Origin of the sequence: Pontivivens insulae, assembly GCF_900302495.1 — a bacterium.
Taxonomy (GTDB): domain Bacteria; phylum Pseudomonadota; class Alphaproteobacteria; order Rhodobacterales; family Rhodobacteraceae; genus Pontivivens; species Pontivivens insulae.
On sequence record NZ_OMKW01000002.1, the window covers coordinates 369851 to 396576 of the forward strand.

The 26726-nt window shown below is 61.6% G+C and carries 32 protein-coding genes; 28 read left to right on the plus strand and 4 right to left on the minus strand.

Going from position 1 to position 26726, the window contains the following annotated elements:
- Positions 1-44: 44 nt before the first annotated feature.
- On the minus strand, positions 45-1205 hold the full coding sequence (locus POI8812_RS07180; RefSeq protein WP_108781875.1) for a TRAP transporter substrate-binding protein: 1161 nt from the start codon (positions 1203-1205) through the stop codon (positions 45-47).
- Positions 1206-1739: 534 nt separating this feature from the next.
- Entirely contained in the window at positions 1740-2642 is a 903-nt protein-coding gene (locus POI8812_RS07185) for a DMT family transporter (protein WP_108781876.1), read from the minus strand.
- A 165-nt stretch (positions 2643-2807) separates the two neighbouring features.
- Between POI8812_RS07185 and fabD the strand changes: the two genes are divergently transcribed.
- The 4 genes from fabD to POI8812_RS07205 all read left to right on the plus strand — a co-directional run bounded on the left by fabD (position 2808) and on the right by POI8812_RS07205 (position 5533).
- The gene (gene fabD, locus POI8812_RS07190; protein ID WP_108781877.1) at positions 2808-3752 is read left to right on the plus strand and encodes an ACP S-malonyltransferase; all 945 of its coding nucleotides are present in this window, start codon (positions 2808-2810) and stop codon (positions 3750-3752) included.
- Positions 3749-4330 carry an alpha/beta hydrolase gene (locus POI8812_RS07195; protein ID WP_108781878.1) on the plus strand — a complete coding sequence of 194 codons (582 nt, stop codon included), beginning with the start codon at positions 3749-3751 and terminating at the stop codon, positions 4328-4330. The genes fabD and POI8812_RS07195 overlap by 4 nt, the downstream gene beginning before the upstream one ends.
- Positions 4331-4343: 13 nt before the next feature.
- Positions 4344-5081, plus strand: coding sequence for a 3-oxoacyl-[acyl-carrier-protein] reductase (gene fabG / locus POI8812_RS07200; RefSeq protein ID WP_108781879.1), 738 nt, complete (start codon positions 4344-4346; stop codon positions 5079-5081).
- Positions 5082-5299: 218 nt separating this feature from the next.
- Positions 5300-5533: an acyl carrier protein gene (locus POI8812_RS07205; RefSeq protein WP_108781880.1), complete on the plus strand. Its 234-nt coding sequence runs from the start codon at positions 5300-5302 to the stop codon at positions 5531-5533.
- 84 nt (positions 5534-5617) lie between these two features.
- Here the strand turns inward: POI8812_RS07205 and POI8812_RS07210 are convergent, their stop codons facing one another.
- Both POI8812_RS07210 and POI8812_RS07215 read right to left on the minus strand, forming a co-directional pair.
- Positions 5618-6271 (minus strand): lysoplasmalogenase, encoded by a 654-nt coding sequence (locus POI8812_RS07210; RefSeq protein ID WP_108781881.1) that lies wholly within the window; start codon positions 6269-6271, stop codon positions 5618-5620.
- Positions 6272-6274: 3 nt separating this feature from the next.
- Positions 6275-6583 (minus strand): ArsR/SmtB family transcription factor, encoded by a 309-nt coding sequence (locus POI8812_RS07215; RefSeq protein ID WP_108781882.1) that lies wholly within the window; start codon positions 6581-6583, stop codon positions 6275-6277.
- Positions 6584-6653: 70 nt separating this feature from the next.
- Between POI8812_RS07215 and POI8812_RS07220 the strand changes: the two genes are divergently transcribed.
- From POI8812_RS07220 to cysE, 24 genes are all read left to right on the plus strand, one after another.
- Complete coding sequence (locus POI8812_RS07220; protein WP_370739577.1) at positions 6654-7133, plus strand: YeeE/YedE family protein; 480 nt, start codon at positions 6654-6656, stop codon at positions 7131-7133.
- A 3-nt stretch (positions 7134-7136) separates the two neighbouring features.
- Entirely contained in the window at positions 7137-7577 is a 441-nt protein-coding gene (locus tag POI8812_RS07225; protein ID WP_108781883.1) for a DUF6691 family protein, read from the plus strand.
- Positions 7570-8481: an MBL fold metallo-hydrolase gene (locus POI8812_RS07230; protein WP_108781884.1), complete on the plus strand. Its 912-nt coding sequence runs from the start codon at positions 7570-7572 to the stop codon at positions 8479-8481. Before POI8812_RS07225 ends, POI8812_RS07230 begins: the two co-directional genes overlap by 8 nt.
- A 153-nt stretch (positions 8482-8634) precedes the next feature.
- Positions 8635-9891, plus strand: coding sequence for a beta-ketoacyl-ACP synthase II (gene fabF / locus POI8812_RS07235; RefSeq protein ID WP_108781885.1), 1257 nt, complete (start codon positions 8635-8637; stop codon positions 9889-9891).
- A 6-nt stretch (positions 9892-9897) separates the two neighbouring features.
- Complete coding sequence (gene mltG, locus POI8812_RS07240) at positions 9898-11049, plus strand: endolytic transglycosylase MltG (RefSeq protein ID WP_108781886.1); 1152 nt, start codon at positions 9898-9900, stop codon at positions 11047-11049.
- Between the two features lie 268 nt (positions 11050-11317).
- The gene (locus POI8812_RS07245) at positions 11318-11632 is read left to right on the plus strand and encodes a hypothetical protein (RefSeq protein WP_108781887.1); all 315 of its coding nucleotides are present in this window, start codon (positions 11318-11320) and stop codon (positions 11630-11632) included.
- Positions 11538-12923, plus strand: a complete 1386-nt coding sequence (locus POI8812_RS07250; protein ID WP_370739578.1) for a DNA-packaging protein — start codon at positions 11538-11540, stop codon at positions 12921-12923. The genes POI8812_RS07245 and POI8812_RS07250 overlap by 95 nt, the downstream gene beginning before the upstream one ends.
- Before the next feature lie 20 nt (positions 12924-12943).
- On the plus strand, positions 12944-14089 hold the full coding sequence (locus tag POI8812_RS07255) for a phage portal protein (RefSeq protein WP_108781889.1): 1146 nt from the start codon (positions 12944-12946) through the stop codon (positions 14087-14089).
- Positions 14086-14334 carry a GTA head formation protein, RCAP_rcc01685 family gene (locus POI8812_RS07260; RefSeq protein WP_108781890.1) on the plus strand — a complete coding sequence of 83 codons (249 nt, stop codon included), beginning with the start codon at positions 14086-14088 and terminating at the stop codon, positions 14332-14334. Before POI8812_RS07255 ends, POI8812_RS07260 begins: the two co-directional genes overlap by 4 nt.
- A 64-nt stretch (positions 14335-14398) precedes the next feature.
- Positions 14399-14953, plus strand: coding sequence for an HK97 family phage prohead protease (locus POI8812_RS07265; protein ID WP_108781891.1), 555 nt, complete (start codon positions 14399-14401; stop codon positions 14951-14953).
- 49 nt (positions 14954-15002) lie between these two features.
- Positions 15003-16163, plus strand: a complete 1161-nt coding sequence (locus POI8812_RS07270) for a phage major capsid protein (protein WP_108781892.1) — start codon at positions 15003-15005, stop codon at positions 16161-16163.
- Between the two features lie 84 nt (positions 16164-16247).
- Positions 16248-16823 (plus strand): head-tail connector protein, encoded by a 576-nt coding sequence (locus POI8812_RS07275; protein ID WP_108781893.1) that lies wholly within the window; start codon positions 16248-16250, stop codon positions 16821-16823.
- Positions 16820-17164 (plus strand): head-tail adaptor protein, encoded by a 345-nt coding sequence (locus POI8812_RS07280; RefSeq protein ID WP_108781894.1) that lies wholly within the window; start codon positions 16820-16822, stop codon positions 17162-17164. The genes POI8812_RS07275 and POI8812_RS07280 overlap by 4 nt, the downstream gene beginning before the upstream one ends.
- Complete coding sequence (locus POI8812_RS07285; protein WP_108781895.1) at positions 17161-17562, plus strand: DUF3168 domain-containing protein; 402 nt, start codon at positions 17161-17163, stop codon at positions 17560-17562. The genes POI8812_RS07280 and POI8812_RS07285 overlap by 4 nt, the downstream gene beginning before the upstream one ends.
- Positions 17563-17583: 21 nt before the next feature.
- On the plus strand, positions 17584-17997 hold the full coding sequence (locus POI8812_RS07290) for a phage major tail protein, TP901-1 family (RefSeq protein ID WP_108781896.1): 414 nt from the start codon (positions 17584-17586) through the stop codon (positions 17995-17997).
- Positions 17997-18308, plus strand: coding sequence for a gene transfer agent family protein (locus POI8812_RS07295; protein WP_108781897.1), 312 nt, complete (start codon positions 17997-17999; stop codon positions 18306-18308). Before POI8812_RS07290 ends, POI8812_RS07295 begins: the two co-directional genes overlap by 1 nt.
- Positions 18305-18508 (plus strand): phage tail assembly chaperone, encoded by a 204-nt coding sequence (locus POI8812_RS07300; RefSeq protein WP_108781898.1) that lies wholly within the window; start codon positions 18305-18307, stop codon positions 18506-18508. The genes POI8812_RS07295 and POI8812_RS07300 overlap by 4 nt, the downstream gene beginning before the upstream one ends.
- On the plus strand, positions 18498-19184 hold the full coding sequence (locus tag POI8812_RS07305; RefSeq protein WP_108781899.1) for an RcGTA-type gene transfer agent tail tape measure protein: 687 nt from the start codon (positions 18498-18500) through the stop codon (positions 19182-19184). Before POI8812_RS07300 ends, POI8812_RS07305 begins: the two co-directional genes overlap by 11 nt.
- 97 nt (positions 19185-19281) lie before the next feature.
- Positions 19282-19908 carry a DUF2460 domain-containing protein gene (locus POI8812_RS07310; protein ID WP_108781900.1) on the plus strand — a complete coding sequence of 209 codons (627 nt, stop codon included), beginning with the start codon at positions 19282-19284 and terminating at the stop codon, positions 19906-19908.
- Complete coding sequence (locus tag POI8812_RS07315; RefSeq protein ID WP_108781901.1) at positions 19908-20798, plus strand: phage/gene transfer agent baseplate hub protein; 891 nt, start codon at positions 19908-19910, stop codon at positions 20796-20798. Before POI8812_RS07310 ends, POI8812_RS07315 begins: the two co-directional genes overlap by 1 nt.
- Complete coding sequence (locus POI8812_RS07320) at positions 20776-21228, plus strand: NlpC/P60 family protein (RefSeq protein ID WP_108781902.1); 453 nt, start codon at positions 20776-20778, stop codon at positions 21226-21228. Before POI8812_RS07315 ends, POI8812_RS07320 begins: the two co-directional genes overlap by 23 nt.
- Position 21229: 1 nt before the next feature.
- Positions 21230-25108, plus strand: coding sequence for a baseplate multidomain protein megatron (locus tag POI8812_RS07325; RefSeq protein WP_108781903.1), 3879 nt, complete (start codon positions 21230-21232; stop codon positions 25106-25108).
- Positions 25101-25817 (plus strand): DUF2793 domain-containing protein, encoded by a 717-nt coding sequence (locus POI8812_RS07330; protein ID WP_108781904.1) that lies wholly within the window; start codon positions 25101-25103, stop codon positions 25815-25817. The genes POI8812_RS07325 and POI8812_RS07330 overlap by 8 nt, the downstream gene beginning before the upstream one ends.
- Positions 25818-25899: 82 nt before the next feature.
- Positions 25900-26718 (plus strand): serine O-acetyltransferase, encoded by an 819-nt coding sequence (gene cysE / locus POI8812_RS07335; RefSeq protein WP_108781905.1) that lies wholly within the window; start codon positions 25900-25902, stop codon positions 26716-26718.
- Positions 26719-26726 lie beyond the last annotated feature (8 nt).

The window sequence follows — 26726 nt, forward strand, 5'->3', positions numbered from 1 at the left end:
GGTGGGGCGGTGCGGGCGGCCTGTGTGGGCCGCCCGCGTTCACATCAATCCACCACAGTGAAATCGCCGGGTGTTTCAATGGCTTCGAGCAGCATTTCGAACTCGATCATCGAGCCTGCGCGGTCGATTTTAAAATCGTCCCATTCGGGGCGCGTGTAGCCGCCGATTGCTTCCCACTGGGCCAATTCGTCGGCGGTCAGGTCGTGGAAATTCACGCCGGCCGCGCGCATCTCGCTCATCGCGTAGTCTTTGGACTCTGGCACTTGGGCAAGGTTCTCGAACGTGGTTTCGCGGCTGGCCTGGTCAATGGCGCGGCGCAGGGCAATCGGCAGATCGTTGAACCAGTCAATATTGCACGAATAGACCTGACTGTCGGGCACGGCCATCGTGAACGAGATGTCGCTCAGATCGTTCTTGAACCCGAACACATGCAGCGCACCAACTGACGGATCGAGCGCGTCCACAACGCCCTGCTGGATCGCGACGAGGGTTTCGTCCCACGCAACCGGCACCGGGTTCGCCCCGATCATCGCGTAATATTGGCGCAGCGTTTCAGAGCCGGGAATACGGATGTTGATGCCCCGCAGATCATCCGGCGTGCGGATCTCGCCATAGGTGTCGCGGCGCACCGCAATCGTGCGCGGGTTGGTGACGACATAGAAGAGCGGCTTGAACCCGCGTGCGTTCACGCGCGGGTGAACAATGTCGCTCCACCGGTCGGAGTTGACCAGGTTGGTGAAGCGCTGGTTCGCGCCGCACAGGTAGGGCAGGTTGATCAGATCGACCACGGGCGCAAAGGGTGCGAAGTTCGAAAGGGAGTGTTGTGCAGCCTGGATCGTGTCGCGCTGAACCTTTCCGGCCAAGACACTTCCAACGCCTTCTTCCCCGTCCGGGGCCAATTGAACGTAAATGCGGCCTTCGGTGAGACGTTCGACATTGTTTTTGAAGGCCGCCTGCATGATCGGGAACGAGATGTTCTGATCAATGCGATAGGCCGTGCCAACCAGCATGATGTGTTCGGCATTGGCGCGGGCCTCTTCATCGGCTGCCGCAGTCTGCCCCATGGCCTCTTCCGACCAGAGCATACCGCCTGTGGCGGCCATAACGGCGGCGGTAAAACCACTCGTTCCGATCATCTTCAGGAAATTGCGGCGCTCCAGCTCGGTCTGCGCGGCGGCGTGTGCGATCACCTTGGTGTGGTCCATGGCTATACCCCTTTATGTACGACCCCCCTGGCCAGCGGGACCGATTTGATTTCTTTGCCGCACATGCAAACGGGCGCCACGGTCCGCCCTAGGGAAGGTGCGGACGGACCGTGGCAGCTGAAGCGAATCCCACAATTTGCTCCAGATACCGTACCCGAGGGGAAGCCCGGGTCTTTCGTCTGCATTTGCGACTACTGCCAAAACAGATCGACAGGTTTTGGGTCGCTTTTCAAATGGTATCTGGTCTCATTTTTCGCTGGCTTTCCAAGGGGGTGAGTCCGCGATGGCGCAAATTTGGGCCAAAATCGACAGTTTTCAAACTGCTTAAAAATGAGACGCATGTTCTCAATTATTACCATAAATCGGTGGGTTAGCGTATGCGTTGCTGAAGGTGGAGTTGTCATTTTGGGACCTGACGGCGTCGCAAAATGTATGCGCTTTCATTGCGACAGAAAATTTCACGTAAGTTTCCGATCTCGGCGGAATGTCGCCGATCAACGCCTACTTTGCGGCGTCAGGGCGCTCGAAAACGGGTCAGTGATTCGATCTAGGGTTGCGCGCGGCACGTTGCTCTCGCCACAGCACGAAGAGACCTGCACCCACGATGATTGCACCGCCGAGCCATGTCGCGGCATCGGGAAGCTCAGCAAAGACGAGCCAGCCAATGCCGCTCGCCCAGATCAGGGCGGTATAGTCGAACGGGGCCACAACAGACGGCGGGGCCATGCGGAAGGCCTGGGTCAACATGGTGATCCCAAGCGTGCCCGTGATAGCCATTCCACCCGCCAGCAACCAGTCGACTCCCTGCGGCGCAGGCCACCCTGCGACGAACCCAACCCAGAGCGTGCAGATGCAAAAGGGGAAAAGCGTGAGGTAGAACATCAGCGTGCGTGGCGTCTCGGCCGGGTCAATCCAGCGCGCAGCGATCATCACCAGAGCATACAGGAACGCAGCGCCCAGCGGCAGCAATGCGACGAGCTGTACCGCATCGGCGCCCGGCCGCACGATGACCAGCGCGCCCGCAAACCCGATGGCCAGCGCAAGCCAGCGCAGCGGGCCCACATGTTCGCGCAGCAGCACGACCGACAGCGCGGTGGTGAACAGGGGAGCTGTCATGGCAAGGGCCGTCGCGCCGGCCAGAGACATCGAGCGCAACGCCATGAAAAAGCACCAAAGCGCGCCGAGCGCCAGAAAAGCCCGCCCCAGATGGATCAAGGGCCGTTTGGTCACGAACCCGGCCTTGCCGTCGAGGGCGAGGACCAGTGCCACGACTATTGGAAGCGAGATAAGGTTGCGCAGGAACAGGATCTGGAACGGATCGAACCGCTGAACCAGTTCCTTGCCAAAAGCGTCTGACAAGGTCAGGCAGAAAATACCCGCGCACATTACCCCAATGGCACGACCGGCCTGTTCCTTGCTGACGGTCATGTCGGACATGCTTGGCTACTCCCTCTTCTCGTCGCTTAGCATGCCGGGACAGGCGGCGGATACTGTGGGTAATGGCGATATTGTAAGGGTACGTTGGCTGTCGCTGCGGGCTGCGGCCTTGCCCCCTGACGCTACGGCGCATAAACCGAGGTTAAAGGAATTGGGAGGTTCACCATGCGCGCATTCGTTTTCCCCGGGCAGGGCGCTCAAGCCATTGGAATGGGCAAGGCTTTGGCAGAGGCCTATCCGGCTGCTCAGGCGGTTTTCGATGAGGTTGACGACGCACTTGGTGAAAAGCTCTCCACCTTGATTTGGGAGGGTGAGGCAGAGACGCTGACACTGACAGCGAATGCGCAACCTGCCTTGATGGCGACCTCGCTTGCGGCCATGCGCGCGCTCGAGGCGGAAGGCGTTGCCATCGCAGATGCCGCTTACGTTGCGGGTCATTCGCTGGGCGAATATTCTGCACTCGCCGCAGCCGGAGCCCTCTCAATCGGTGATACGGCGCGCCTGCTGCGCACCCGCGGAACGGCAATGCAACAGGCCGTTCCGGTGGGCGTCGGCGCCATGGCCGCGCTTCTAGGCCTCGATTTTGCAACCGCGCAGGCCGTGGCAGAGGAGGCCGCGGGTGATGAGATTTGTCAGGCGGCCAACGACAATGATCCCGGTCAGGTCGTCGTCTCGGGACATTTGGCGGCTGTCGAGAGGGCCGTCGAAATTGCGAAGGCGAAAGGTGCCAAGCGTGCGGTCATGTTGCCGGTAAGCGCGCCTTTCCACTGCGCCCTGATGGCACCGGCCGCAGATGTGATGGCAGAGGCGCTCGACGATGTCGATATCGCTGCACCCGCCGTGCCGCTGATCGCGAATGTCACCGCAGGACCGGTGTCAGAGCCAGCAATGATCCGGTCGCTGCTGGTTGATCAGGTCACAGGCTCCGTGCGCTGGCGGGAAAGCGTCGGTTACATGGCGGCAAATGGGGTGACAGAGATTTACGAGATCGGCGCGGGCAAGGCTTTGAGCGGCATGATCCGGCGCATCGAACGGGCGATTGGCTGTCAGGCCGTGGGTACGCCGGAAGATGTGGCCAAGGCTGTTGCGGCCATCAAAGGCACCGCATGAGGGCCGCCCGCGGTCTATTGATTGCTGGTGCGTTGCTGGCATCTGCGCCCGCCGTGGCGCAGGATTGCGTAATCGACTGGGCCGTCCAGGGTGAAACGATCCTGATGGCGGGGGAGGTCGGTTGGGACAGCCTCGATGCCTTCTATGCGCTGATCGATGATTTCCCAGACGTGACGGAGATCGTGCTAGAGCAGATCTGGGGCTCTTGCGACGATGAGGTGATGGTCGAGCTGGGCTATGCGATCCGCGATCTCGGCTTCGACACCTATCTCTTTGCCGATAGCGAAATCTATTCGGGTGGCGTCGACCTGTTTTTGGCCGGTGTCACACGCCGGATGGAGCGGGGTGCGATCGTTGGCGTTCACTCCTGGAGTGATGGCGTCCGTGACGGGGCCTCTTATCCCAGAGACTCGGCAGAGCATGATCTCAACCGCGACTACATCATCACCATGCTGGGTGATGACAGCTTTTACTGGTTCACGCTGGACGCGGCCCCTGCTGCGGGGATGCATACAATGACAGCGGACGAAATCCAGCGCTTTGGGCTTTTGACAGAAGCGCCGCTGCGCGGAAACTGAAAAGGACTTTCAAATGTTTGATCTTACGGGAAAATCAGCGCTGATCACCGGCGCGTCTGGTGGCATTGGCGGCGCGATTGCAACCGCCCTGCATGAAGCGGGCGCAACGGTCGGGCTGTCAGGCACCCGCGAAGCGCCACTGCAAGAGCTTGCGGAAACGCTGGGGGAGCGGGCGCATGTGCTGCCGTGCAACCTGTCTGACGCTCAAGCCGTCGACGCGCTGCCCAAGCAGGCGGCGGAAGCGATGGGGTCGGTCGATATCCTGATCAACAATGCGGGCATCACGGCGGACAACATCTTCATGCGCATGTCCGATGACGAATGGGACCGTGTGATCAACGTCAACCTGACCTCTTCCATGCGGCTGTGCCGGGCGGTGATCCGTCCGATGATGAAGGCGCGCTGGGGCCGGATCGTGAATGTCACTTCGGTCGTTGGCGTGACCGGCAATGGTGGTCAGGTGAACTACGCCGCGTCCAAGGCGGGGATGATCGGCATGACCAAGTCGATTGCGCAGGAAGTCGCCTCTCGCGGGATCACGGCAAACTGCATCGCGCCGGGCTTCATCACCACAGCCATGACCGACAAGCTGAACGACAAGCAAAAGGACGGGATCATGGGGGCCATCCCGGCGGGCCGGATGGGCACGGGTGAGGAAATCGCCAGTGCCGCGCTCTACCTGTCGAGCGCGGAATCGGGCTACGTCACCGGGCAGACGCTGCACGTCAATGGCGGTATGGCGATGATCTGACGGGACCGGGTCGCGGGTGCGACCCTTGTAACGGCGGTGTGCGAAAACCATCTTGCCCAATCAGGCGGGTGTGGTATAGCGCGCCGCGAACGGCCCCTGCGACATTGCGTTCGCGTGGTTTTGCCGTTACGGAAACATGACGCAATTGCAGGCCTTGCGGGGCAGGCGACACGGGCAAGGGCCTAAGGCTTACCCCGCAACAGATAAGGAAAAGAGATATGAGCGACATCGCAGATCGCGTGAAGAAGATCGTTGTTGAGCACCTGAGCGTTGAAGAAGAGAAAGTGACCGAAAACGCGTCCTTCATCGACGACCTCGGCGCAGACAGCCTCGACACGGTTGAGCTGGTCATGGCCTTTGAAGAAGAGTTCGGCATCGAAATCCCGGACGACGCGGCAGAGACCATCCAGTCCTTCGGCGACGCAGTGTCCTTCATCCAGAAGAACGTCTGATCCACTTTCGGTTCAGTGACATTTGAGAGGGGCGTGCCCAGGCGGGTGCGCCCTTTTTGTTTACGGTGGTGGCGATGGATCTGCCTACGCCATCAGAATAGCCGCGCAGATCATCGCCTGACCGGACCAGTAGAGAAACCAGAGCACGGTTGAGCTGAAGCGCCGTGCGCCACGTGTGTCGGGCCAGACAAACAATTCGAAGCCCAAAATTGCGTCCGAGGCGATGAAGGCGAGGGCTCCGATCAGAGCGAGGCTAAGAAAGCCGTGATCCGGCAACCCAAATGCCGCGAAACCCATCGCCAGAATAACCGCCACATAGACAAGCACAGGCGCTTGCATGGCGCCCAGATGGGGCCAGAGCCGCCTCAGAATCGGGATTGCGAGTGCCAGCAATCCGGCGCAGGCCAGTATGCGCCAAGGTTGGCCCAAATAGAGGCCGCCGCCGCCTGACAGGTCCACGAACAACAGGACATATCCCAAATGGCCAAGCAGGAAGGCCGCCAAACCGAAGAGGAAGGCGCGCTCTCCATCGCGGGACAGGAAAAGATCGCCCGTCGCGCCCAACGCCAGTGCGACCGTAAGCATCCATGGTCCTGCTGAGAGCAGGCTGATCAGGGCGAGCGATGTGACCGGAACCACCTTGACGCCCGTGCGCAGGGCAGAGTTGGGTTGATGGACCAGATAGAGCCCGTAGCAAAGGGCGCAGATTGCTGAAAGGGCGCCGAGGGCGATCAGCATCTTCTAGGCATTGTCCGGCGCGCAAAACGTCTCGTAAAGCGCCTGCATCACCTGCAACGTCTTTGCATCAGCAATTCGGTAGTGGATGACCAACCCGTCCCGCCGAGTCGCGACGAGACCTGCCGCGCGCAGCTTGGCCAGATGCTGGCTGAGTGCGGATTGCGAAAGGTTCAATCGTGAAAGCAGCGCGCCCACAGATTGTTCGCCTTCGGCCAGTTGGCACAGGATCAACAGCCGCGCGGGGTTTCCCATAAGTTTCAGGCGGGCCGCGACCTCATCAGCGCGGGCTTCCAGTTCCACCAGATCTTTCATCACCGGGTTACCTTAAATATTAGAATTGACTAATTTAGATAATACTGATCTTACTGATCACAGGCGGCGTTTGCAACGGAGTATGACGGATATGGAGACGGGTGTTCTGACAGCCTTTACGCCCTGGGCCTCGCTGGGCGGCGGCGTGTTGCTGGGACTTAGCACGGTGATGCTGATGGCATTACTGGGGCGCATTGCGGGGATCTCTGGAATCACGGCAGGGGCCTTTGCCCTCGTTCCTGATGGGAAGGGATTTCTGGCCGAGGGCGGCTGGCGCGTCGCGTTCGTTGCGGGCCTCGTGGCCGCACCCATGGTGATGGGTGTCTTCGGAGCGGGCGAAATCGCGCAGACCGTGCCTGACAATCTGCCACTGATGGCAGTCGCGGGCGTGCTTGTAGGGCTTGGCGCTGGATTGGGGTCTGGATGCACCTCCGGGCACGGTGTTTGTGGTTTGGCACGGCTTTCACCCCGTTCGCTCGCATCGGTGCTGACCTTCATGGCGAGCGGTGCGGTTATGGTTGCTGTCCTGCGTCACGGCTTGGGAGGCTAGATCATGCGTGCACTGAACGGATTTCTCAGCGGCTTGCTGTTTGGAATTGGCTTGGTCATCAGCGGAATGTCTGACCCTGCGAAGGTGTTGAACTTCCTAGATGTGTTCGGAACCTGGGATCCGAGCTTGGCCTTTGTGATGGGCGGCGCATCGGTCACGGCTTTTATCGGATACCGGATTGTGCTGCGCCGCGAGCGGCCAGCATTCGAGCCGCAGTTTCAGGTTCCGCGCACCAGCGGCGTCGACCGTCCGCTGATTGTGGGTGCGCTGGTTTTCGGTGCAGGCTGGGGACTGGGCGGGTTTTGTCCGGGACCAGCATGGACCGCTCTGCCCCTGGGCGCGCCGGGGACGTTGATCTTCATTCCCGCAATGCTGATTGGCCTATGGCTGGGCCGAAGCACCAAAGTGAACGCTCTAGTTGCCGGGAGGCTGAACCATGTCTGAGCTCAATCAACCCATCGAACGTTTCTCGCCGTCAACCGGTGCAGGCTCGGCCAATGTGTGGGGGATCTACGAGCCTGAAAGCGGCTCAATCCAATATGTGTGCGCCTGCCCGGATACGAAAGAGGCGGCACTTATCGACGTCGTGCTCAATTACGACAGTGCGGCGGCCCGATTGCGGACCGATGCGATGGATCAGGTTCTGGCTTTGATCGCGCGGGAGGGGCTGTCGGTAACGCAAATCCTCGACACGCATCCGCATGCGGATCACGTGATGGCCTCGGCCCGGCTGCGCGACCGTCTCGGCGTGCCCAATGCAATTGGTGCAAAGGTGGAGGAGATCGCCGCGCTGTGGCGGGACTATTATCATATGGGTGCCGCTTTGACGCCTGCGCCGCATTTTGATCGCCTGCTGGAACCGGGTGATACGGTAACCGTCGGCATGCTGACATTGGAGGTGATGCTATCGCCCGGACACACGCTGGGTTCGATCAGTTATGTCACTGGCGATGCCGCGTTCGTGCATGACACGCTGATGCAGCCCGATGCAGGGACGTCTCGTGCCGATTTCCCCGGTGGGTCGTCCGCTGATCTGTGGGAGAGTATTCAGGCGATCCTGGCCTTGCCGCAGGATACGCGGCTGTTTGTCGGCCATGACTACGGGACGGACGCGCGCAAATTCCCAGAGTGGGAGGCGACGGTGGCCCAGCATCTCGACAGCAACAAGCACGTGCATCGTGATGCGGTGCGAGAGGACTATATCGCGACCCGCGATGCGCGCGATGCCACGTTATCGCTTCCCGGGCGGATGCTCGCGGCGTTGCAGATGAACCTGCGGGCGGGCAAGGAGCCGGAGGCCGAGGCGGATGGGCATTCCTATCTGAAAATTCCGCTCGGCAAATTCTGAGTGCGGTTCGCGAATTGTCGCTGAAGCTGCGTCTTATCCCGGTGATTTCGCCTCAAAGCGCCGCCGGACACGGCTTGCGGCGGGTTCAAGCCTTGTCGTGCCCCCGCATGGAACGCTATATGCCCTCCAACTAAGATTGCGAGGAGAGCGGGCATGCGTCGTGTAGTCGTGACGGGTCTGGGAATGGTGACACCGCTGGCCAGCGGCGTCGAGGAAACGTGGAGCCGTTTGCTGGCGGGGGAAAGCGGGGCCGGTGAGATCACCCGGTTTGACGCCTCGGCCGTGACCACGAAGATCGCTTGCGAGGTTCCCTATGGCGACGGAACGGACGGGACATTCAACCCGGATGACTGGATGGCACCGAAAGAGGCGCGTAAGGTCGACACTTTTATTCAGTTCGCGATGGCTGCATCCATTCAGGCTGTCGAGGATTCGGGCTGGAAGCCCGAGGATCAGGAAGGGCAGGAGCGCACGGGCGTTTTGATCGGTTCGGGCATCGGTGGGCTGCAATCCATTGCGGACACGGCGATCATGATCAAGGAGAAGGGACCGCGCCGCGTGTCGCCGTTCTTTATACCGGGCTCGCTGATCAACCTGTGCTCGGGTCAGGTCTCTATCAAATATGGTTTCAAGGGTCCGAACCATGCGGTTGTGACGGCCTGTTCCACCGGCGCGCACGCGATTGGCGATGCAGCCCGGTTAATCGCCCTCGACGACGCGGATGTGATGATTGCCGGTGGTGCGGAAAGCGCGATCTGTGAGGTCGGCATCGCAGGATTCAACGCCTGTAAAGCTTTGAGCACCAAGCGCAATGACGACCCTAAGGCGGCAAGCCGCCCCTATGATGCAGACCGCGATGGATTCGTGATGGGCGAGGGTGCTGGAATTGTCGTGCTGGAAGAGTACGAGCACGCCAAAGCGCGCGGTGCCAAGATCTATGCCGAGGTTGTCGGCTATGGTCTGTCAGGAGATGCCTATCACATTACGGCCCCGGCAGAAGATGGCGATGGTGGCTATCGTTCGATGAAAGCGGCGTTGAAGCGCGCGGGCCTTGAGGCGGCTGATATCGACTATATCAACGCGCACGGCACCTCGACCATGGCTGACACGATCGAGTTGGGCGCGGTTGAGCGGCTGATGGGCGATGCTGCGGCCAAAGCGACCATGTCTTCCACGAAATCGGCGACCGGGCATTTGCTGGGTGCAGCTGGGGCGATTGAGGCCATCTTCTCGATCCTTGCGATCCGGGATCAGATCGTGCCGCCGACCCTGAACCTGGAGAATCCTGCGGTTGAGACGCCTTTGAACCTGGCTCCGCTGAAGGCGCAGGAGCGCGAGGTGAATGTCGCGCTTTCGAACTCGTTCGGATTTGGCGGCACGAATGCCTCCGTTATCTTTCAAAAGGTCTGATCGTCCGTGAAAAACATCGCCTCTAATGCGCTCACATTCCTGATCGTCGGCCTGATCGCGCTGGGTGGCGTGATTGGCTATGGCCAGAACGCCTTTTATGCGCCGGGGCCGCTGGAGCGACCGGTTTGCCTACAGGTGAACCGAGGCGCGAGCGTTGAGGCGATTGGGCAATCCTTGCAAGAGCTTGGGGCGCTTGAAAATCCGACGATTTTCCGCATCGGCGCCCGCTACACCGGGAAAGGCGAAGATCGGCGGTTCGGCAATTTTCTGTTGCCTGCGAATGTGTCTATGGACGAGGCGCTGGATATCGTCACGGCCGGTGGGCAGAGCACTTGCGGTGCGGAGGTCAATTTCCGCATCGGTGTGACCCGCTTTGACATTCTGGCCCGCGAGCTGGATCCGGCCTCGGGTGATTATGTCGAAGTTGCTCGCTGGGAGCCGGGCGTCGATGAGCAGCCTGAAGCGTTCGAAGCCTTGCGCGATGAGGACCCGGATCTGCGCTATCGCGTCACCGTTGCCGAAGGCACGACGAGCTGGCAGGTGCGCGAGGGTTTGAATGCTGTTCCCTGGCTGGAAGGTGAGATTGCAGAGGTCCCGGCAGAGGGCACGCTCGCCCCTGATAGCTATGAATTCCGGGTGGGCGATGATCGCGCGGGCATCATTGCCCAGATGGAAGAACGTCAGGCGCGCCTGTTGGCGGATGCGTGGGAGAACCGCCAGCCGGGTCTGCCGCTCGACAGTGCCGAGCAATTGTTGACGCTTGCATCCATCGTGGAAAAGGAAACCTCGCTGCCCAGCGAGCGTGGGACGGTGGCCGCGGTTTTCATCAACCGGCTGAACCGTGACATGCCGCTCCAAACCGATCCGACGGTGATCTACGGGATCACCAATGGGGAGGGCGTGTTGGGACGTGGGCTGCGGCGCAGTGAGCTGGACCGTGCTACGCCGTACAACACCTATCAGATTCAAGGCCTGCCGCCCGGACCGATTGCCAACCCGGGTCGCGACGCGATTGCGGCGGCGGCCAATCCTGTGGACAGCGAGTTCATCTTCTTCGTCGCGGACGGGACGGGCGGCCATGCTTTTGCCGTGACCTATGAAGAGCACCAGCAAAATGTTGCGCGCTGGCGCGAGATTGAGGCGGAACGCGCTGAGTGATTCCGCCGCGTTGCTGCGATTTTAGCGATTGAAGACGGCGGGCCGGACCCAAAAAGGGTTAACGGCCCGTTTTCCGTTTTGAACAAATTCAATCACTTAGCGTTGAGTAATGGTTAATAATTGCGTAAAAAGTGTCCTGAGAGACATTTTGTTGTTGACTGTGCGTGCGGTCTTCGGCATAGATACAGGCAAGCTGATAAAAGTGTGACAGGCGGCCGGGGCGACCCGGGCCGCTTTTTTTATTTCTTTTCCAGCAGGTTAATCATTCATGACCCACTCGAACGAAGTCGGGGCGCAGGATCGTTTGCGCCTCAAGGCCGAAGCCGCACGGGTTCTCTACGACAGTCTTACGCTGGTTCTCAAAAGCCGGGTGGCGCAGCTCAACGCGTCTGCGGAGGGGACAGACGTGCTGCCCAAGGAACTGATCGCTGAAATCAACAACCACCACAAAGCGTTGACCGCATTAATCGAAAAAGAGGTGACCCTCGATGCTGCCCGACCAGATGCCCGTTGCCGATCCGACATTGACCTTGCCGCCGCACGAGATGAACTCATTGCGCGCCTTCTTGAGCTGCGCAAGTGAGGCGGAGATCCGGGCGCTCGTCGATGAGCTGAGCGAAAATGCGGTCCGCGCGATGCCCTATCTCTTTGAGCTTTGGGCGCTGGACCATCAGATCGCACCGGAGGGCGATTGGGCGACCTGGCTTGTGATGGGCGGGCGTGGCGCGGGGAAGACGCGCGCCGGTGCGGAATGGATCCGGGCGCAGGTCGAGGGGGCAGGGCCGGAAGATCCGGGTCTTTGCCGCCGCGTGGCGCTGGTGGGTGAGACCTATGCACAGGCGCGGGATGTCATGGTGCTGGGCGACAGCGGATTGATTGCCTGCTCACCTGAGGGTTATCGCCCGAAATGGGTGGAGAGCAGGCGCACACTTGTCTGGCCGAATGGTGCGGAGGCGCAGGTCTTTTCCGCCCATGATGCGGATGCGCTGCGCGGCCCGCAATTTCACGCCGCCTGGTGTGATGAGTTGGCCAAGTGGCCCAACGCGCAAATGACATGGGACATGCTGCAATTTGCCCTGCGTCTGGGTGAGGATCCCCGTGCGGTGGTTACGACCACCCCGCAACCCACGCCGTTGATGACAGAGTTGTTGGACAGTCGGCATGTGGCGATGACCCATGCGGCGACCTCGGCCAATGCGGCCAATCTGGCACCGACCTTCCTGAAGCTCGTCACCGAAAAATATGGCGGGACGGCGCTGGGGCGGCAGGAGCTCGATGGCGAGATGATTGAGGACATGCCTGACGCGCTCTGGCCGGCGAAACATATCCGAGAGGTGGCGGCGGACACGCTGCCTGATCTGCAAAAGGTTGTGGTGGCGCTGGACCCGCCGGTTTCAGCGCATGAAGACTCTGATGCGTGTGGAATCATCGTTGCGGGCCAGATCGGCCAGGGCGGTGATGCGCAATATGTTGTGCTCGATGATGCGACGGTGCAGGGGGCCAGCACGCTTGATTGGGCCCGGCAGGCGGTCGCGATGGTGGAGCATTGGCGGGCCGATTACTTGGTGGCCGAAGTCAATCAGGGCGGCGATCTGGTGGCGCAGGTTCTGCGACAAGTGCATCCCGGGGTGCCCCTGCGCACCGTCCACGCATCGCGCGGCAAGGTCGTGCGCGCCGCGCCTGTCGCGCTGCTTTATGAGCGCGGCCAGGTTCGACATGCGGGCCGATTTACCGAATTGGAAGATCAGATGCGGGCGATGGGCCGCAGCGGGTTCAAGGGCAAAGGCAGCCCCGACCGGGTCGATGCGCTGGTCTGGGCGCTGAGCGATCTGATGCAGGTCGAGGCGGTGATGCCGCGTGCGCGGCAGTTGTGATGAGGAACGGGAGATCAGCGATGCTGGGTTTGTTTGAACGAAAGGCGGCACCGGAGGCAAAGGCCTCTGCCGCGGGGCCGGTCGTGGCGTTTCAGACGGCGGGGCGGGCGGCGTGGTCTCCGCGCGATGTGCCCAGCCTGACGCGCAACGGGTTCACAGCCAACCCGGTCGGGTTTCGCTGTGTAAAGCTGATTGCAGAGGCCGCAGCGGCCGTGCCGTTGGTGCTGCAGGACATGCAGGCGCGGTATGACACCCATCCTGTGCTGGACCTTCTGGCGCGCCCCAATGCAGGGCAGGGACGCGCCGATCTGATGGAGGCTTTCTTCGGTCAGCTTCTGTTGAGCGGCAATGGCTATCTGGAAGCGGTGGGAGAGCCGGGGGCCGTGGCCGATGAGTTGCATGTGCTGCGCTCGGACAGGATGCGGGTGATCCCGGGAGCGGATGGCTGGCCGATCGCCTACGAATATGCGGTCGGGGGCAAGACGCACCGGTTCCCGGCGGAGATGATTTGCCATGTCAAAGCCTTCCATCCGCAGGATGATCATTACGGTCTTTCGCCGATGCAGGCGGCTGCGACCGCGCTGGATGTGCACAATGCGGCGTCCAAATGGTCGAAATCGCTGCTGGACAATGCGGCGCGCCCGTCTGGTGCGATTGTCTATCGGTCTGCCGACGGGTTCGGGGCCTTGGGCGCGGATCAATATGATCGCCTGAAGGCCGAGCTGGAGGGCCAGCATCAGGGTGCGGCCAATGCGGGGCGGCCGATGCTGTTGGAAGGTGGGCTTGACTGGAAGCCCATGGGTTTTTCCCCCTCGGACATGGAGTTTCAAAAGACGAAGGAAGCCGCCGCGCGGGAAATTGCGCTGGCCTTTGGCGTGCCGCCGATGTTGCTGGGTCTGCCCGGTGACGCGACCTATGCCAATTATGCCGAGGCGAACCGCGCCTTCTATCGCCTCACGGTCCTGCCCTTGGTGGGCAAGGTCGCGGGCGCGCTGTCACACTGGATTGATGGTTTGGGCACGGCGCGATTGCGGCCCGACCTTGATAATGTTCCGGCCCTTGCCGTGGAGCGGGAGGCGCAGTGGCGTCGCGTGGCTGAGGCTGATTTCCTGACGGATGGTGAGAAGCGCAGCCTGTTGGGCCTTGCGCCCCGGCCCACCCCATGAGCGGGCGCAGCGGCGGGTCGCGCTTTCTCTACGAGCCATTTGATGCGGCGAGTGCGCGGGTCGAGACGCTTGAGCAGGTGACGCAAGCCAGGTGGAGTGCGCTGGAACAGCGTTTGGGCGGGATCGAGGCGTTGCTCGACCGGATGGAGCGCAGGATGTGGATGGCCGTTTACGGCGTGGCGGGCGTGCTCGCAACGCAAGGGCTGTTCCTGCTGTTGTCAGGCGGCGTCGGGGCGGGGGCCTAGCCCTTCTTCTTGGGCCAAATATCCCCGCCGGAGGCGGCGGAGCGGACGCAATCAGGAGATCGTTATGGACAATGTAAATCCGGTCGCGGGACTGGAGCGGAAATTCTGTGCCTTGGGCGAGGGGCTCGCCCTGGGTGAAGACGCGGTGATCGAGGGGCATGCCTCGCTATGGGGGCTGGCCGATCAGAGTGGCGATATTGTGCAGCGCGGCGCCTATGGTGGATCGCTTGCGCGGCTGGCGGCTGAAGGGCGGCGGGTCAAGCTGTTGTGGCAGCATGATCCGGCACGGCCCATTGGCGTCTGGGACACGGTGCGTGAGGACGAGAGGGGCCTCTACGTCCGCGGACGACTGTTGACAGAAACGCAAGGCGGACGCGAGGCGGCGGCGCTGCTGGCCGCGGGCGCGATTGACGGGTTGTCCATCGGCTATCGCACCGTGCGTGCCGAGAAATCGGGCACCGGACGCCTGCTGACGGAACTGGAGCTTTGGGAAGTGTCGCTTGTGACCTTCCCGATGTTGCCTCAGGCGCGCGTTGCGCCGGGGGCGGGTGGTGCCGATCCGGCACCGGACGAAGACCTCGTTGCGATGATTTCCGCAGCGCGGGAGATGCTGGCCTGAGGGGTGCCCTGGCCGCGATCAGATTCATTTTTCACGCAAGGATATTTTGATGACGGATGCGACATCCGGGGTCGAGGTGAAAGCGGCCATGGCCGGTTTTCTGAACGACCTCAAGGGCTTTCGGGCCGAAATTGAAACCAAGCTCACTGAACAGGACAAGTGCATTACCATGCTTCAGACCAAATCCCGCGCCGATGCGCGCCCCGCCCTGTCCACCGCTGCGGATGTAGAGGTTCCGCATCAAAAGGCCTTTGCTGCCTATTTGCGGTCGGGCGACGATGACGCGCTGCGCGGCCTGATGGTTGAGGAAAAGGGCATGTCCACCCAGGTTTCCGCCGAGGGTGGTTTCCTGGTGGACCCGCAAACCTCTGAAACCATTCAAGGGGTGTTGCGCGGTGCGTCCTCGCTGCGGTCTGTCGCCAATGTGGTCAATGTCGAAAGCTCTGCCTTTGATGTTCTTGTCGATCATACGGATATTGGTGCGGGTTGGTCGGATGAGACCGGCGCACAGGCCGAGACCGGGACGCCGCAGCTTGAGCGTATCTCGATCCCGCTGCACGAGCTTTCGGCGATGCCCAAAACCTCTCAACGTCTGCTTGATGACAGCGCGTTTGACGTCGAGGGCTGGCTGGCCGCGCGGATCGCGGACAAGTTCTCGCGCGCAGAGTCCGTGGCCTTCATCAATGGTGACGGTGTGGACAAGCCGACAGGCATTCTGAGCTATACCGCCGTTGCCAATGACACGTGGAGCTGGGGCAATATCGGCTATGTTGCCACGGGTGAGGCGGGTGATTTTTCCGCCCTCGATCCGGCGGACGCGATCGTGGACCTGGTCTATGCGCTTGGCGCGCAATACCGCGCGAATGCAAGCTTCGTAATGAACTCGAAGACCGCAGGCGCGGTGCGCAAGATGAAGGATGCAGATGGCCGCTTCCTTTGGTCGGATACATTTGCGGAAGGAGAGCCTGCGCGCCTGATGGGTTATCCGGTGCTGATCTGTGAGGACATGCCGGATATCGCGGCCGATGCCACGGCGATAGCCTTTGGTGATTTCACGAATGGCTACACCATCGCAGAGCGCCCGGACATGCGCATCCTGCGCGATCCATTCTCGGCCAAGCCGCATGTGCTGTTCTTTGCCACCAAGCGTGTCGGCGGCGATGTAAGCGATTTTGCTGCGATCAAACTGCTGAAATTCGCCGCCTCCTGAGGCGGCGCTGAACCTTGAACAACCCAAAAGGGGCGCGCCGGACGGCTGCGCCCCTTTTTCATGGCGAAATGGGGGAGATGGCAGATGATGCTGACTGAACTAGTGGCTCCGACACAGACGGCGGTGGATGTCGCGCGCCTGTCTGAGCATCTGCGGCTTGGCAGCGGTTTCGCCGATGACGGTGCGCAGGACGCAACCTTGGAAATGTATATTCGCGTGGCCACGAGTGCGGTGGAAGCGCGGATTGGCAAAGCTCTGATCACACGGCAGATGCGCCTGGTACTGACGGGGTGGAGCGCGGTTGAGCGTCAGACCCTGCCCATGGCGCCGGTGGCACGGATCGACGCAGTGCGGGTGATGGATCGAAGCGGAGAGGCCCGAACGGTGGGGGCCGGGCTTTGGGCGCTGCGGCGTGACATTCAAGCGCCGGAGCTGGTGGCCAATGGCGGTTCATTGCCCTCGATCCCGTCAGGTGGACAGGTGGAGATCGACTTTGAAGCGGGGTTCGGACCGGCATCTGAAGATGTGCCTGCGGATTTGCGGCAGGCGGTTCTGTTGCTGGCGGCCCATTACTATGAAGCGCGCCATGCTGGGGAGGCGGGGGGGGTGCCCTTTGCGGTGCTGGCGCTGCTCTCCCCCCACCGGGCGGTGCGGCTATGAGTGTGCGTGCGATCCCCGAATTGAACCGGGCGATGGTGCTGGAGACCCGTGCCCTGACCCCGGATGGCGGTGGGGGGCACGTCGACGGGTGGGTCGCACTCGGCACGTTATGGGCGGCGGTTGAGCGACCGGCTGCCCGGTTGGTGGCCGATGGCGCGCGTGAGGTTCCAGCGTTGAGGGTGCGGATCATCGTTCGCGCGGCCCCGGCGGGGCAGGCCCGCCGCCCGGTTCCCGGACAGCGTCTGCGTCAAGACGACCGGCTGTTCCACATCAAGGCGGTCAGCGAATATGACGCGAAAGGCCGGTTCCTGCAGCTTTGGGCTGAGGAGGCGCAGTCATGAGCGGGACCTGCTTTTCCTGGCCGTTGCAAAAGGCGCTCTATGCAGCGCTGAACGGGTCGAGCGCCGTGACGGATCTGGGGGCTGTCTATGACGCCCCACCGGCTGACGCACCCTCGGATTACGTCGTGCTGGGGGAGGATCTGGTGCGCCGCAAGGGCGCGCCGGGTGAAGTCCTGCATCTGCATGACATCGTGATCACGGTCTATAGCGATGCGGATGGATTTGCCCGCGCGAAGGCGCTGTCTGCGGCGGTGCTGGGCACGCTGGAGGACGGCCCCCTGAGCGTTGAGGCGGCGCGTGTCGTCGATCTGATGTTCGAGCGTGCCCGCGCAAGGCGCACCCGCAAGGGCGCAAGGCGCATCGAGATGCGGTTTCGCATCATCCTGGAAGATATCTGATTTCATTGAAGGAATTTACTCATGGCCACGCAAATGGGCAGGGATCTGCTTTTGAAGATCGACATGACGGGCGGCGCGAATTTCGAGACTGTGGCGGGGCTGCGTGCCACGCGGATCAGCTTCAACGCGGATACGGTCGATGTGACAAGTGTCGCAAGCTCTGGCGGGTGGCGTGAGTTGCTGGGCGGGGCCGGTGTCCGCTCTGCCGCGCTTTCAGGCTCTGGTGTTTTCAAGGACGAAACGACGGATGCGCGGGTGCGGGAGGTTTTCTTTGCCGGCGAAATCCCGAACTGTCAGGTCGTGGTGCCCGATTTCGGGGTGATCGAGGGACCGTTTCAGATCACATCATTGGAATATTCCGGCGAATATGATGGTGAGGCGGTCTATGAGCTGGCGCTTGCCAGCGCGGGTGAGCTGACCTTCGTGGCCCTGTGATGACGAACCCCTGGGCTGGTGAGGTCGGGTTGACCGTTGATGGGGCGCGGCATGAGATGCGGCTGACCCTTGGTGCCCTTGCAGAGTTGGAGGATGCGCTCGGCGACGCGGGCCTGATCCCGTTGATTGAGCGTTTCGAGACCGGTTCGTTCACGGCCAAGGACCTGATTGCCGTGCTTGGCGCAGGTCTGCGGGGCGGCGGTGCGGATATCGGGGTCGAGGCCCTCAGCAACGGCGTGATCGAAGGTGGCGCGACCGAGGCGGCGCGGGCTGCGGCCCGTCTGCTGGCCCGATCCTTTGCAATTCAATGACTGGGCTGGATTGGCCGGGGCTGTTGCGCCTTGGCTTGCATGAACTGCGGTTAAAACCCGCCGAGTTCTGGGGGCTGACGCCAGGTGAACTGATGCTGATAGCCGGGCTGGACCCGAGCGCCGCCCGGGTGATGGGGCGGGCGCATCTGATGGCCTTGACGGCCCAGTTCCCAGACAAGGAGACAAAGAATGGTGGATGAGGTGGAAGACGGACCTGAGGCCGTGCGAGAACTGTTTGCCGAGGTCGATGCCTCTGTTGCGACCACGGAAACGGTCGTCGAGGCCTTCCGGCGTGAGCTGGATCAGACAGGCAGGTCGCTTGACCGGACGCGCGAGGGGGTGGCGGGATTTGATCGCGCGATCGGTCGCGGCATGCGCAGCGCGTTCGATGCGCTGGTCTTTGACGGGGAGCGGGCGTCGGATGCGCTGCGCAAGATGGGACAGGCGATCTCAAGCTCGGTGCTCAATCAGGCGCTGACCCCTGTTCAGAACGCTGTTGGAGACGCGCTGAACGGTGTGGTGACACGCGGGATTGGCGCATTGTTCGGCGGTGCGACAGCCTTTGCGCAGGGGGGCGCCTTTGGTGCGGGACGGGTGCGTGCCTTTGCCAAAGGCGGGGTGGTCAGCGGTGCGACGACCTTTCCGATGCGCGGAGGCACCGGGCTGATGGGGGAGGCCGGGCCAGAGGCGATCATGCCGCTGGCGCGGGGGCCTGACGGGGCCCTGGGGGTCAAGACCTCTGGCGGTGCCGCGGGCGGGACGGTCACGGTCAACATGAACATCAACACGCCAGATGTGCAGGGATTTCGACGGTCACGCGGACAGATTGCGGCGGAGATGAACCGCGCGATGGCGCGTGGCCGCCGGAATATGTGAGCGCGGCGAATCCAGTTCCACCACAGACCGCGGCGCGAGGCCGGGGTCTGGGTATTTGGACCAATCCGAAACAGCAGTATTTTCAGGGGATAGAGTGATGAGCTTTCATGAAGTGCGGTTTCCCGCACAGCTGAGTTTCGGGTCGAGCGGCGGCCCCGAGCGGCGCACCGAGATCGTGACCCTTGCCAGCGGCCATGAGCAACGCAACAGTCCCTGGGCCCATGGCCGCAGGCGATATGATGCCGGAACCGGTGTTCGGTCACTCGACGATCTGGAGCTTGTGACGGGTTTTTTTGAAGCCCGGATGGGTCAGCTCTATGGATTTCGCTGGAAAGATTGGGTCGATTTCCGGTCGGGCAGCCGGGACCGCGTCCCAGAAGCGACGGACCAGGTGATTGCAACCGGTGATGGGACGACGCGGGCATTTCAGCTGGTGAAGACGTATGCGTCCGGCCCAGCCAGCTATGTGCGGCCGATCGTCAAACCGGTTGATCTGACCGTGCGTGCGGCGATTGATGGTGTGGAGCTGTTCGACGATTTCAGCGTCGACCTGACCACCGGCATCGTGACCTTTGATGATCCTCCGCAAGATGGGGCTGCGGTCAGCGCCGGCTACGAATTTGATGTCCCTGTCCGGTTCGATACCGATTTCATCGAGACGAATATCGCGGCCTTTGAGGCGGGAGAAATCCCGTCGATCCCGGTGATCGAGGTGCGGGTCTGATGCGTGAGATTTCAGATGAGTTGCAGGCCCGGCTCGACAGTGGGGCGACGACCCTTTGCCGGTGCTGGATCCTGACCCGGACCGATGGCGTCGTTATGGGGTTCACCGATCATGACAGCGATCTGCGGGTGCGGGATGTGCTCTGCAAGGCGTCCACGGGCATGATCGCAGGCGCGCTTGATCGCACGACAGGACTGGCAAGCGACAATGGGCAGGCGCTTGGAGCGCTGAGCGCAGGCGGGATCACCGAAGCAGATATAGCGGACGGACGCTATGATGGCGCGACGGTGCAGCAATATCTTGTGGACTGGACCCGGCCAGAGTTGGACTTGTCGCTTTTTGCCGGGCGGATTGGTGAGATTGCGCGGGCGGATGGGGCCTTTGAGGCAGAGCTGCGCTCTCTCGCGGATGATCTGAACACACCGGCGGGGCGGATGATCTCGGCAAGTTGCGATGCGCAGGTTGGCGATTTGCGCTGTGGTGTTGACCTTGACCATCCGGACTATCGGCTTGTCACGGTTGTGGACGCTGTCACGGCGCAGGGCGTTTTGGTCGGCGGCCTCGACGCCTATGAGCCCGGCTGGTTTGATGGTGGGGTGTTGGTCTGGACGGACGGTCCACTGGCCGGTCAATCCGTCGCAATCAAGCGCGATGGTCTGACCGTTGATGGGCAGCGGGAGGTTGTGCTTTGGTCCGAACCTGTCGCAGGGATTGGTGCCGGGACAGGTCTGCGCCTGACGGCCGGATGTGATCGGCGCGCTGCGACTTGCCGCACAAAGTTCGCCAACTTCCTGAACTATCGCGGGTTTCCGCATATCCCCGGAGAGGACTTCATCTCGTCCTATCCCAATCGTGGGGAGGGGCATGATGGCAGTTCATTGCAGCGCTGATGACATCGTAGCCGAGGCCCGTGGCTGGCTGGGGACACCTTATCTGCATCAGGCCAGCTGCAAGGGGGCGGGGGCTGATTGCCTGGGTCTGGTGCGCGGGGTCTGGCGGGCTGTGATCGGTCCGGAGCCGGAAACGGTGCCAAGCTACACCCCCGATTGGTCGGAGGTGAGCCGGGAAGAGCGACTGGATGCCGGTGCGGCCCGCCACATGACCCGGTTGAGCGGACGCTGGGGACGCGGAGACGTGTTGCTGTTCCGTATGCAAGGTGCTGCCGTTGCCAAGCATGTGGCCATCGTTTCTGAAACCGGCCCAGAGGGCGCGCGCATCATTCATGCCTATTCGGGGCATGGGGTGGTGGAGACCTCTCTCGGTCCTGCCTGGTCGCGCCGCATTGTTGCGGCCTTCCGTTTTCCTGATCGGAGCACATGACATGGCGACGTTACTTCTAGCCGCGACAGGATCTGCCGTTGGCGGCATGTTCGGGGGCACTGTTCTGGGGCTGAGTGGTGCAACGATCGGGCAGGCAGTCGGGGCGACGCTGGGATCCCTGATCGATCAGCGGATGGTGGGGGGTGGGTCCTCGACCGTTGAGACGGGACGACTGGACACGTTTCGGCTGTCCGGCGCGCAGGCCGGCACGCCGCTTCCCTATCTGGCTGGGCGCATGCGATTGCCTGGGCAGATGATCTGGTCGACGCGATTTCGCGAGACTGTCACCCGTGACACCCAGACACAGGGTGGTGGTGGCAAGGGTCGCTCACGCCCAAAGGTCACGCAAACCACTGTGACCTATAGCTATTCTGTGAGCTTCGCGCTCGCTTTGTGCGAAGGAGAGATCACACGTGTCGGTCGGGTGTGGGCCGATGGCAAGATCCTGCCCCGCTCTGCCTATTCGATGCGGGTGCATACGGGCCGTGAGGATCAGGTTCCTGATCCGCTGATCGCTGCTGTCGAGGGATATGCCAATGCGCCTGCCTATCGTGGGACAGCATATGCCGTCTTTGAAGAGTTGCAGTTGGAACGGTTTGGCAACCGCATTCCGCAGATCACCATGGAAGTGTTTCGCCAGCCAGAAAGCGGCGATGAGACGCCGATCCGGGAGGGGATCAAGGCGGTCGCGCTTTTGCCCGGGGCGGGGGAATATGCGCTTGCGAATGCGGCGGTCAATCTGGAGCTGGGGCCGGGCAGTTACCGTTCGACCAATGTGAACAACTACGATGGGCGTGCAGATGCGGCAGTGTCGCTGGAGAACATGTCGCGGCAGATGCCCAACCTTGCCTCGACTTTGCTGGTTGTCAGCTGGTTTGGCACGGACCTGCGGGCAGAACACTGCGATGTTGTGCCCGGCGTGGAGCAGAAGGCCAGCGACGGCGCACGGATGCCGTGGATGGTCAGCGGGATTGGGCGCGGGGCAGCCTATGATATCTCTCGCACGGACGGGCGTGTCAGCTATGGCGGAACGCCGTCGGATGCCAGTGTGCTGGAGGCCATTTGGCAGATCCACACCCATGGTAAGGGCGTGACATTCTATCCCTTTATCCTGATGGATATTCCGTCCGGCAATGGACGCACTGACCCTTATGGCGGGGTGGAGCAGGGGGCGTTTCCATGGCGCGGTCGCATAACCTCGGACCTGGATGGCACCGCTGCGGTGATCGGTGCTGTGAACGCGTTCTTCGGGGGCGCGCAAGTCAGCGATTTCTCGCCACACACAACCGGTGTTTCCTATTCAGGTCCGGCGGATGGCGGCTATCGCCGTATGGTGCTGCACTATGCGTGGCTTTGTGCCGTGGCTGGTGGGGTGCAGGCCTTTTGCATCGGGTCTGAGTTGCGCGGGCTGACCACGTTGCGCGCATCGGATGGAAGTTACCCCGCTGTCGCCGCTCTGCGGCAGCTGGCCGGTGAGGTACGCTCGATCCTGGGCCCGGGTGTGAAGATCAGCTATGCGGCGGATTGGTCCGAGTATTTCGGACACCATCCGGGCGACGGATCTGGTGATGTGTTCTATCACCTCGATCCGTTGTGGGCCGATTCCAATATCGATTTTGTTGGGATCGACAATTACATGCCGCTCAGCGACTGGCGGGACGGGGAAGGGCATTTGGATGCGGAAGCCGGGTGGCGGAGTATTCACGATCCTGACTACCTGAGCGCCAATATCGAAGGCGGCGAGGGGTTCGACTGGTACTATGCCAGTGACGTGGACCGCGCGGCCCAGAACCGGACGCCCATCACGGACGGTGCTTACGGCGACCACCATGTGTTTCGCTACAAGGACCTGCGAAACTGGTGGGGGCGGCCGCATTTTGATCGACCAGGCGGTGTGCGCAATGATCTGCAGACCGCGTGGGAGCCGCGCTCGAAACCGATCTGGTTTACCGAGATTGGGTGCCCGGCCATCGACAAGGGCACCAATCAGCCCAATGTTTTCCTTGATGCCAAGAGCACCGAGAGTGCGCGGCCTTATTTCTCGACCGGTGCACGGGATGATCTGATTCAGCACCAGTACGTCAAGGTGATGACCGAGTACTGGGATGCGCCCGGGCGCAATCCGGTTTCAGAGATCTATGATGGGCCGATGCTTGAGACGGCGCGGAGCCATGTCTGGGCTTGGGATTTGAGGCCATGGCCCGACTTTCCGAATCGTACAAGCGTTTGGTCAGATGGGCCAAATTACAATCGCGGGCATTGGCTGAACGGAAGGATCGAGCAAGCGCCGCTGCCGGATCTGGTGCGCGAAATATGCGCACGCTCTGGTGTGACCGATATTGATGTCAGTGCGCTTTACGGCGTCGTGCCGGGGATGGAACTGCGCGACGGTCAGTCTGCGCGGGCGGCTTTGCAACCTCTGATGACAACATTTGGTTTCGACTGTCGTGAGCGAAACGGAACACTCGTCTTTTTCATGCGCACCGGACGGCGTGACGCGGATTTGGAGGGGCGCGATACAGTCCTGAGGGATAATTCGGCTGGCCCCAAGCTGGTGCGGGATGGCGTGTCGGAAAGTGCTGATCGGGTTCGGTTGCGCTATTTTAACGGCGACGATTCCTATCAGCGCGGGTCCGCCGAAGCCATACGGGGCGCGAATGTGCCGATGCGGGCCACAGGCTCTGACCTACCGCTCGCCTTGAGCCAGGCGATGGCGGAGAGCGCTGCTGAGCGTTGGTTGTTTGAAGGAGAGGTTTCGCGTGATGGCGGCGAGATCGTCTTGCCCCCGTCGCTGTTGGCACTGGAAGCTGGGGACGTCGTTGGTCTTGCCAATGAGAACTGGCGGATTGACCGGATTGAGGATGGGCTGGATCGCAGGATTGAGTTTCGTCGCACCGATCCTGCGCTGTTCGTGTCTCGTCCACGCGATGAACGCTTGTTCGACACCGGGGCCGGTGCGACTGTCGCCTCTCCTTTGGTGCATGTGCTCGATCTGCCATTGTTGACCGGTGAGGAGGTGCCCCATGCCCCGCATATCGCCGCGGCATCGGACCCATGGCCGGGGGCAATCAATGTCTTCATGTCTTCGACCGATGATGGGTTTGCCTTCAATACCCAGCTTTCAGAGACTGCAACGGTCGGAGTGCTCGATACACCACTTGTCAGATCGAGGGCGGGTGTCTGGTCTTCAGGCTGCCGCATAAGGGTTAGCCATGGGGTCTTGCAAAGCCGAGACCGCGCGGCGGTCCTGAATGGCGCAAACGCTATGGCCATTCGGTTTGGCGGCGTGGGGGACTGGGAAGTTTTCCAGTTCGCGAATGCGGCCCTTGTTGCGAACGGTCTGTGGGAGATCGGTGACTTGCTGCGAGGACAAGCCGGAACAGAGCCCCTTATCCCTGAAAGCTGGCCGGTCGGCAGCGATGTGGTTGTGCTGGACGGTGCGCTGGAGCAGATCAACCTTGGCATCTCTGCCAGGACTTTGACGCGCAAGTTGCGCGTGGGCCCTGCGGCGCTGGGCTATGACGATCCGACATATCTGTCGATTGAGCAGGCGTGGGATGGTGTCGGGTTGCGGCCCTACGCGCCCGTACATCTGCAGGCTCGGGTCGCCGGTGGAGATCTGGATCTGAAATGGGTGCGTCGCACCCGTGTGGATGGGGACCTGTGGACGGCGGGCGAAGTACCGCTTTCCGAAGAGCAGGAACGCTATGATGTGAGGCTGATCAAGGATGGCGCCGTCGTTTGGTCTGCGGAGACCGATGCGCCACAGGTGACGGTTCCGCAGGAAAACCTTCCGCCAGCCCCTTACGAGATTGAAGTCGGGCAAATCTCTGCCCGCTTCGGCATTGGCCTGAAAGCAAGGATGACGCGAAATGACTGAGACTTCACGACTTGGATTGCCACTCGTGCAAGCTGCGCAGGCACAAAAGCATGTCACTGTGAATGAGGCGCTGACCCGCTTGGATGGGTTGGTGCAGCTTGCGCTGCAGGATGTCGATGTCGTCAATCCGCCGCTTTCGCCAGCCGATGGTGACGCCTACGGGGTTGGCACGGCGGCGACGGGGGATTGGGTCGGCCAGGATGACAAGGTTGCCGTTTTCGCCAATGGGATTTGGAGCTTCGTATCCCCCGTAATCGGATGGGAAGCGCATGTGGTGCCGGCCAATGCCCGGATGGGTTGGGATGGAACTGGGTGGCGGCGGGTCGCGCCTGCCTTGTCGAGTGGCGGAGCAGAGACCGTAACACGTATCATCGAGGCTGATTTCGTGCTCGGCGCGGGCACGGATCTGACCACGCCTGATCTGATACCAGCCGGATCGCAGGTGATTGGTGTAACCGCGCGGGTCATCGTACCCTTTAGCGGCGCTGGGCTGACGACATGGTCGTTTGGTGTGCCGGGTGCGGTAGATCGCTATGGATCGGGCTTGGGTATCGCGTTGAACGCCTATGCCAGGGGGATCACTGGCCAGCCGGTAACCTATTGGAATGATACGCCATTGCAGCTGACCGCGGATGCGGGATCCTTTGCCGGTGGTACGGTTCGTATCGCCATCCATCTCACAGAATTGATCGTGCCTGCACCGGTGTGATGGGGGCCATCACAACTCATTGCTTGATCTTTGCGCTGTCACGTCCGATGTCAGTAGGAGTTATCTCTGCTGGGAGGCCACCATGCCCCATGCCACACAAACGGCTGATGTGACAGCGCTGGACCCGGTTTGGGCTCAGATCACGGAAGAAGCAAAGGCGATGGCTGCGGATGAACCGCGACTTGCCGGACTGGTTCATGCAAGCGTTTTGAACCGGCGCAGCTTCGAAGATGCGTTGTGTTACCGGCTTGGGCAGAAACTTGCGTCTGGTGAGATGACCGAGGGACTGGTGCGCGAAATTCTGATCGAGGCCCATCAGGAGGATCAGTCGCTTGGGCGCAAGGCGCGTGCCGATGCGGTCGCGGTGCTGGAACGTGATCCGGCCTGCCACCGACTGATCCAGCCGTTGATGTTCTTCAAGGGATTTCAGGCGCTTCAGGCCTATCGGATCGCCCATCATCTGCTGATCAATGGGCGTAAGGACATGGCCTATTTCCTTCAGATGCGGACGTCTGAAGTGTTTGGCGTAGATATTCATCCCGGTGCGAGAGTCGGGCAGGGGATCATGATTGATCACGCCCATTCCATTGTCATCGGTGAAACTGCCGTTGTGGGCGACAATGTCTCTATGTTGCACTCCGTGACGCTCGGCGGCACCGGAAAGGAAGACGGCGACAGGCACCCCAAGATCGGGGATGGCGTGCTGATCGGTGCGGGGGCCGCTGTTCTAGGTAATATCACAATCGGGCATTGCAGTCGGATTGCATCGGGTTCGGTCGTTTTGCAGCCGGTTCCGCCGTGCAAGACTGTCGCCGGTGTGCCTGCGCGCATAGTTGGTGAAGCGGGATGCGATCAGCCGGCCAACAGCATGAACCACTTACTGAGCGTATCGGACGATTGATCCGGTAG

What these genes read in the sequence shown, in the direction of transcription:
- POI8812_RS07290 (WP_108781896.1), top strand. Translation starts at nt 17,584, where the DNA reads ATGGCCACGCAAATGGGCAGGGATCTGCTTTTGAAGATCGACATGACG.
- POI8812_RS07215 (WP_108781882.1), bottom strand. Translation starts at nt 6,583, where the DNA reads ATGAAAGATCTGGTGGAACTGGAAGCCCGCGCTGATGAGGTCGCGGCC.
- POI8812_RS07230 (WP_108781884.1), top strand. Translation starts at nt 7,570, where the DNA reads ATGTCTGAGCTCAATCAACCCATCGAACGTTTCTCGCCGTCAACCGGT.
- POI8812_RS07320 (WP_108781902.1), top strand. Translation starts at nt 20,776, where the DNA reads ATGGCAGTTCATTGCAGCGCTGATGACATCGTAGCCGAGGCCCGTGGC.
- POI8812_RS07275 (WP_108781893.1), top strand. Translation starts at nt 16,248, where the DNA reads ATGATGCTGACTGAACTAGTGGCTCCGACACAGACGGCGGTGGATGTC.
- POI8812_RS07295 (WP_108781897.1), top strand. Translation starts at nt 17,997, where the DNA reads ATGACGAACCCCTGGGCTGGTGAGGTCGGGTTGACCGTTGATGGGGCG.
- POI8812_RS07205 (WP_108781880.1), top strand. Translation starts at nt 5,300, where the DNA reads ATGAGCGACATCGCAGATCGCGTGAAGAAGATCGTTGTTGAGCACCTG.
- POI8812_RS07245 (WP_108781887.1), top strand. Translation starts at nt 11,318, where the DNA reads ATGACCCACTCGAACGAAGTCGGGGCGCAGGATCGTTTGCGCCTCAAG.
- POI8812_RS07195 (WP_108781878.1), top strand. Translation starts at nt 3,749, where the DNA reads ATGAGGGCCGCCCGCGGTCTATTGATTGCTGGTGCGTTGCTGGCATCT.
- POI8812_RS07210 (WP_108781881.1), bottom strand. Translation starts at nt 6,271, where the DNA reads ATGCTGATCGCCCTCGGCGCCCTTTCAGCAATCTGCGCCCTTTGCTAC.
- fabD (WP_108781877.1), top strand. Translation starts at nt 2,808, where the DNA reads ATGCGCGCATTCGTTTTCCCCGGGCAGGGCGCTCAAGCCATTGGAATG.
- POI8812_RS07180 (WP_108781875.1), bottom strand. Translation starts at nt 1,205, where the DNA reads ATGGACCACACCAAGGTGATCGCACACGCCGCCGCGCAGACCGAGCTG.
- POI8812_RS07305 (WP_108781899.1), top strand. Translation starts at nt 18,498, where the DNA reads ATGGTGGATGAGGTGGAAGACGGACCTGAGGCCGTGCGAGAACTGTTT.
- POI8812_RS07260 (WP_108781890.1), top strand. Translation starts at nt 14,086, where the DNA reads ATGAGCGGGCGCAGCGGCGGGTCGCGCTTTCTCTACGAGCCATTTGAT.
- POI8812_RS07285 (WP_108781895.1), top strand. Translation starts at nt 17,161, where the DNA reads ATGAGCGGGACCTGCTTTTCCTGGCCGTTGCAAAAGGCGCTCTATGCA.
- POI8812_RS07270 (WP_108781892.1), top strand. Translation starts at nt 15,003, where the DNA reads ATGACGGATGCGACATCCGGGGTCGAGGTGAAAGCGGCCATGGCCGGT.
- POI8812_RS07280 (WP_108781894.1), top strand. Translation starts at nt 16,820, where the DNA reads ATGAGTGTGCGTGCGATCCCCGAATTGAACCGGGCGATGGTGCTGGAG.
- POI8812_RS07310 (WP_108781900.1), top strand. Translation starts at nt 19,282, where the DNA reads ATGAGCTTTCATGAAGTGCGGTTTCCCGCACAGCTGAGTTTCGGGTCG.
- POI8812_RS07300 (WP_108781898.1), top strand. Translation starts at nt 18,305, where the DNA reads ATGACTGGGCTGGATTGGCCGGGGCTGTTGCGCCTTGGCTTGCATGAA.
- fabF (WP_108781885.1), top strand. Translation starts at nt 8,635, where the DNA reads ATGCGTCGTGTAGTCGTGACGGGTCTGGGAATGGTGACACCGCTGGCC.
- POI8812_RS07255 (WP_108781889.1), top strand. Translation starts at nt 12,944, where the DNA reads ATGCTGGGTTTGTTTGAACGAAAGGCGGCACCGGAGGCAAAGGCCTCT.
- POI8812_RS07265 (WP_108781891.1), top strand. Translation starts at nt 14,399, where the DNA reads ATGGACAATGTAAATCCGGTCGCGGGACTGGAGCGGAAATTCTGTGCC.
- POI8812_RS07250 (WP_370739578.1), top strand. Translation starts at nt 11,538, where the DNA reads ATGCTGCCCGACCAGATGCCCGTTGCCGATCCGACATTGACCTTGCCG.
- fabG (WP_108781879.1), top strand. Translation starts at nt 4,344, where the DNA reads ATGTTTGATCTTACGGGAAAATCAGCGCTGATCACCGGCGCGTCTGGT.
- POI8812_RS07225 (WP_108781883.1), top strand. Translation starts at nt 7,137, where the DNA reads ATGCGTGCACTGAACGGATTTCTCAGCGGCTTGCTGTTTGGAATTGGC.
- POI8812_RS07330 (WP_108781904.1), top strand. Translation starts at nt 25,101, where the DNA reads ATGACTGAGACTTCACGACTTGGATTGCCACTCGTGCAAGCTGCGCAG.
- cysE (WP_108781905.1), top strand. Translation starts at nt 25,900, where the DNA reads ATGCCCCATGCCACACAAACGGCTGATGTGACAGCGCTGGACCCGGTT.
- POI8812_RS07315 (WP_108781901.1), top strand. Translation starts at nt 19,908, where the DNA reads ATGCGTGAGATTTCAGATGAGTTGCAGGCCCGGCTCGACAGTGGGGCG.
- POI8812_RS07325 (WP_108781903.1), top strand. Translation starts at nt 21,230, where the DNA reads ATGGCGACGTTACTTCTAGCCGCGACAGGATCTGCCGTTGGCGGCATG.
- POI8812_RS07185 (WP_108781876.1), bottom strand. Translation starts at nt 2,642, where the DNA reads ATGTCCGACATGACCGTCAGCAAGGAACAGGCCGGTCGTGCCATTGGG.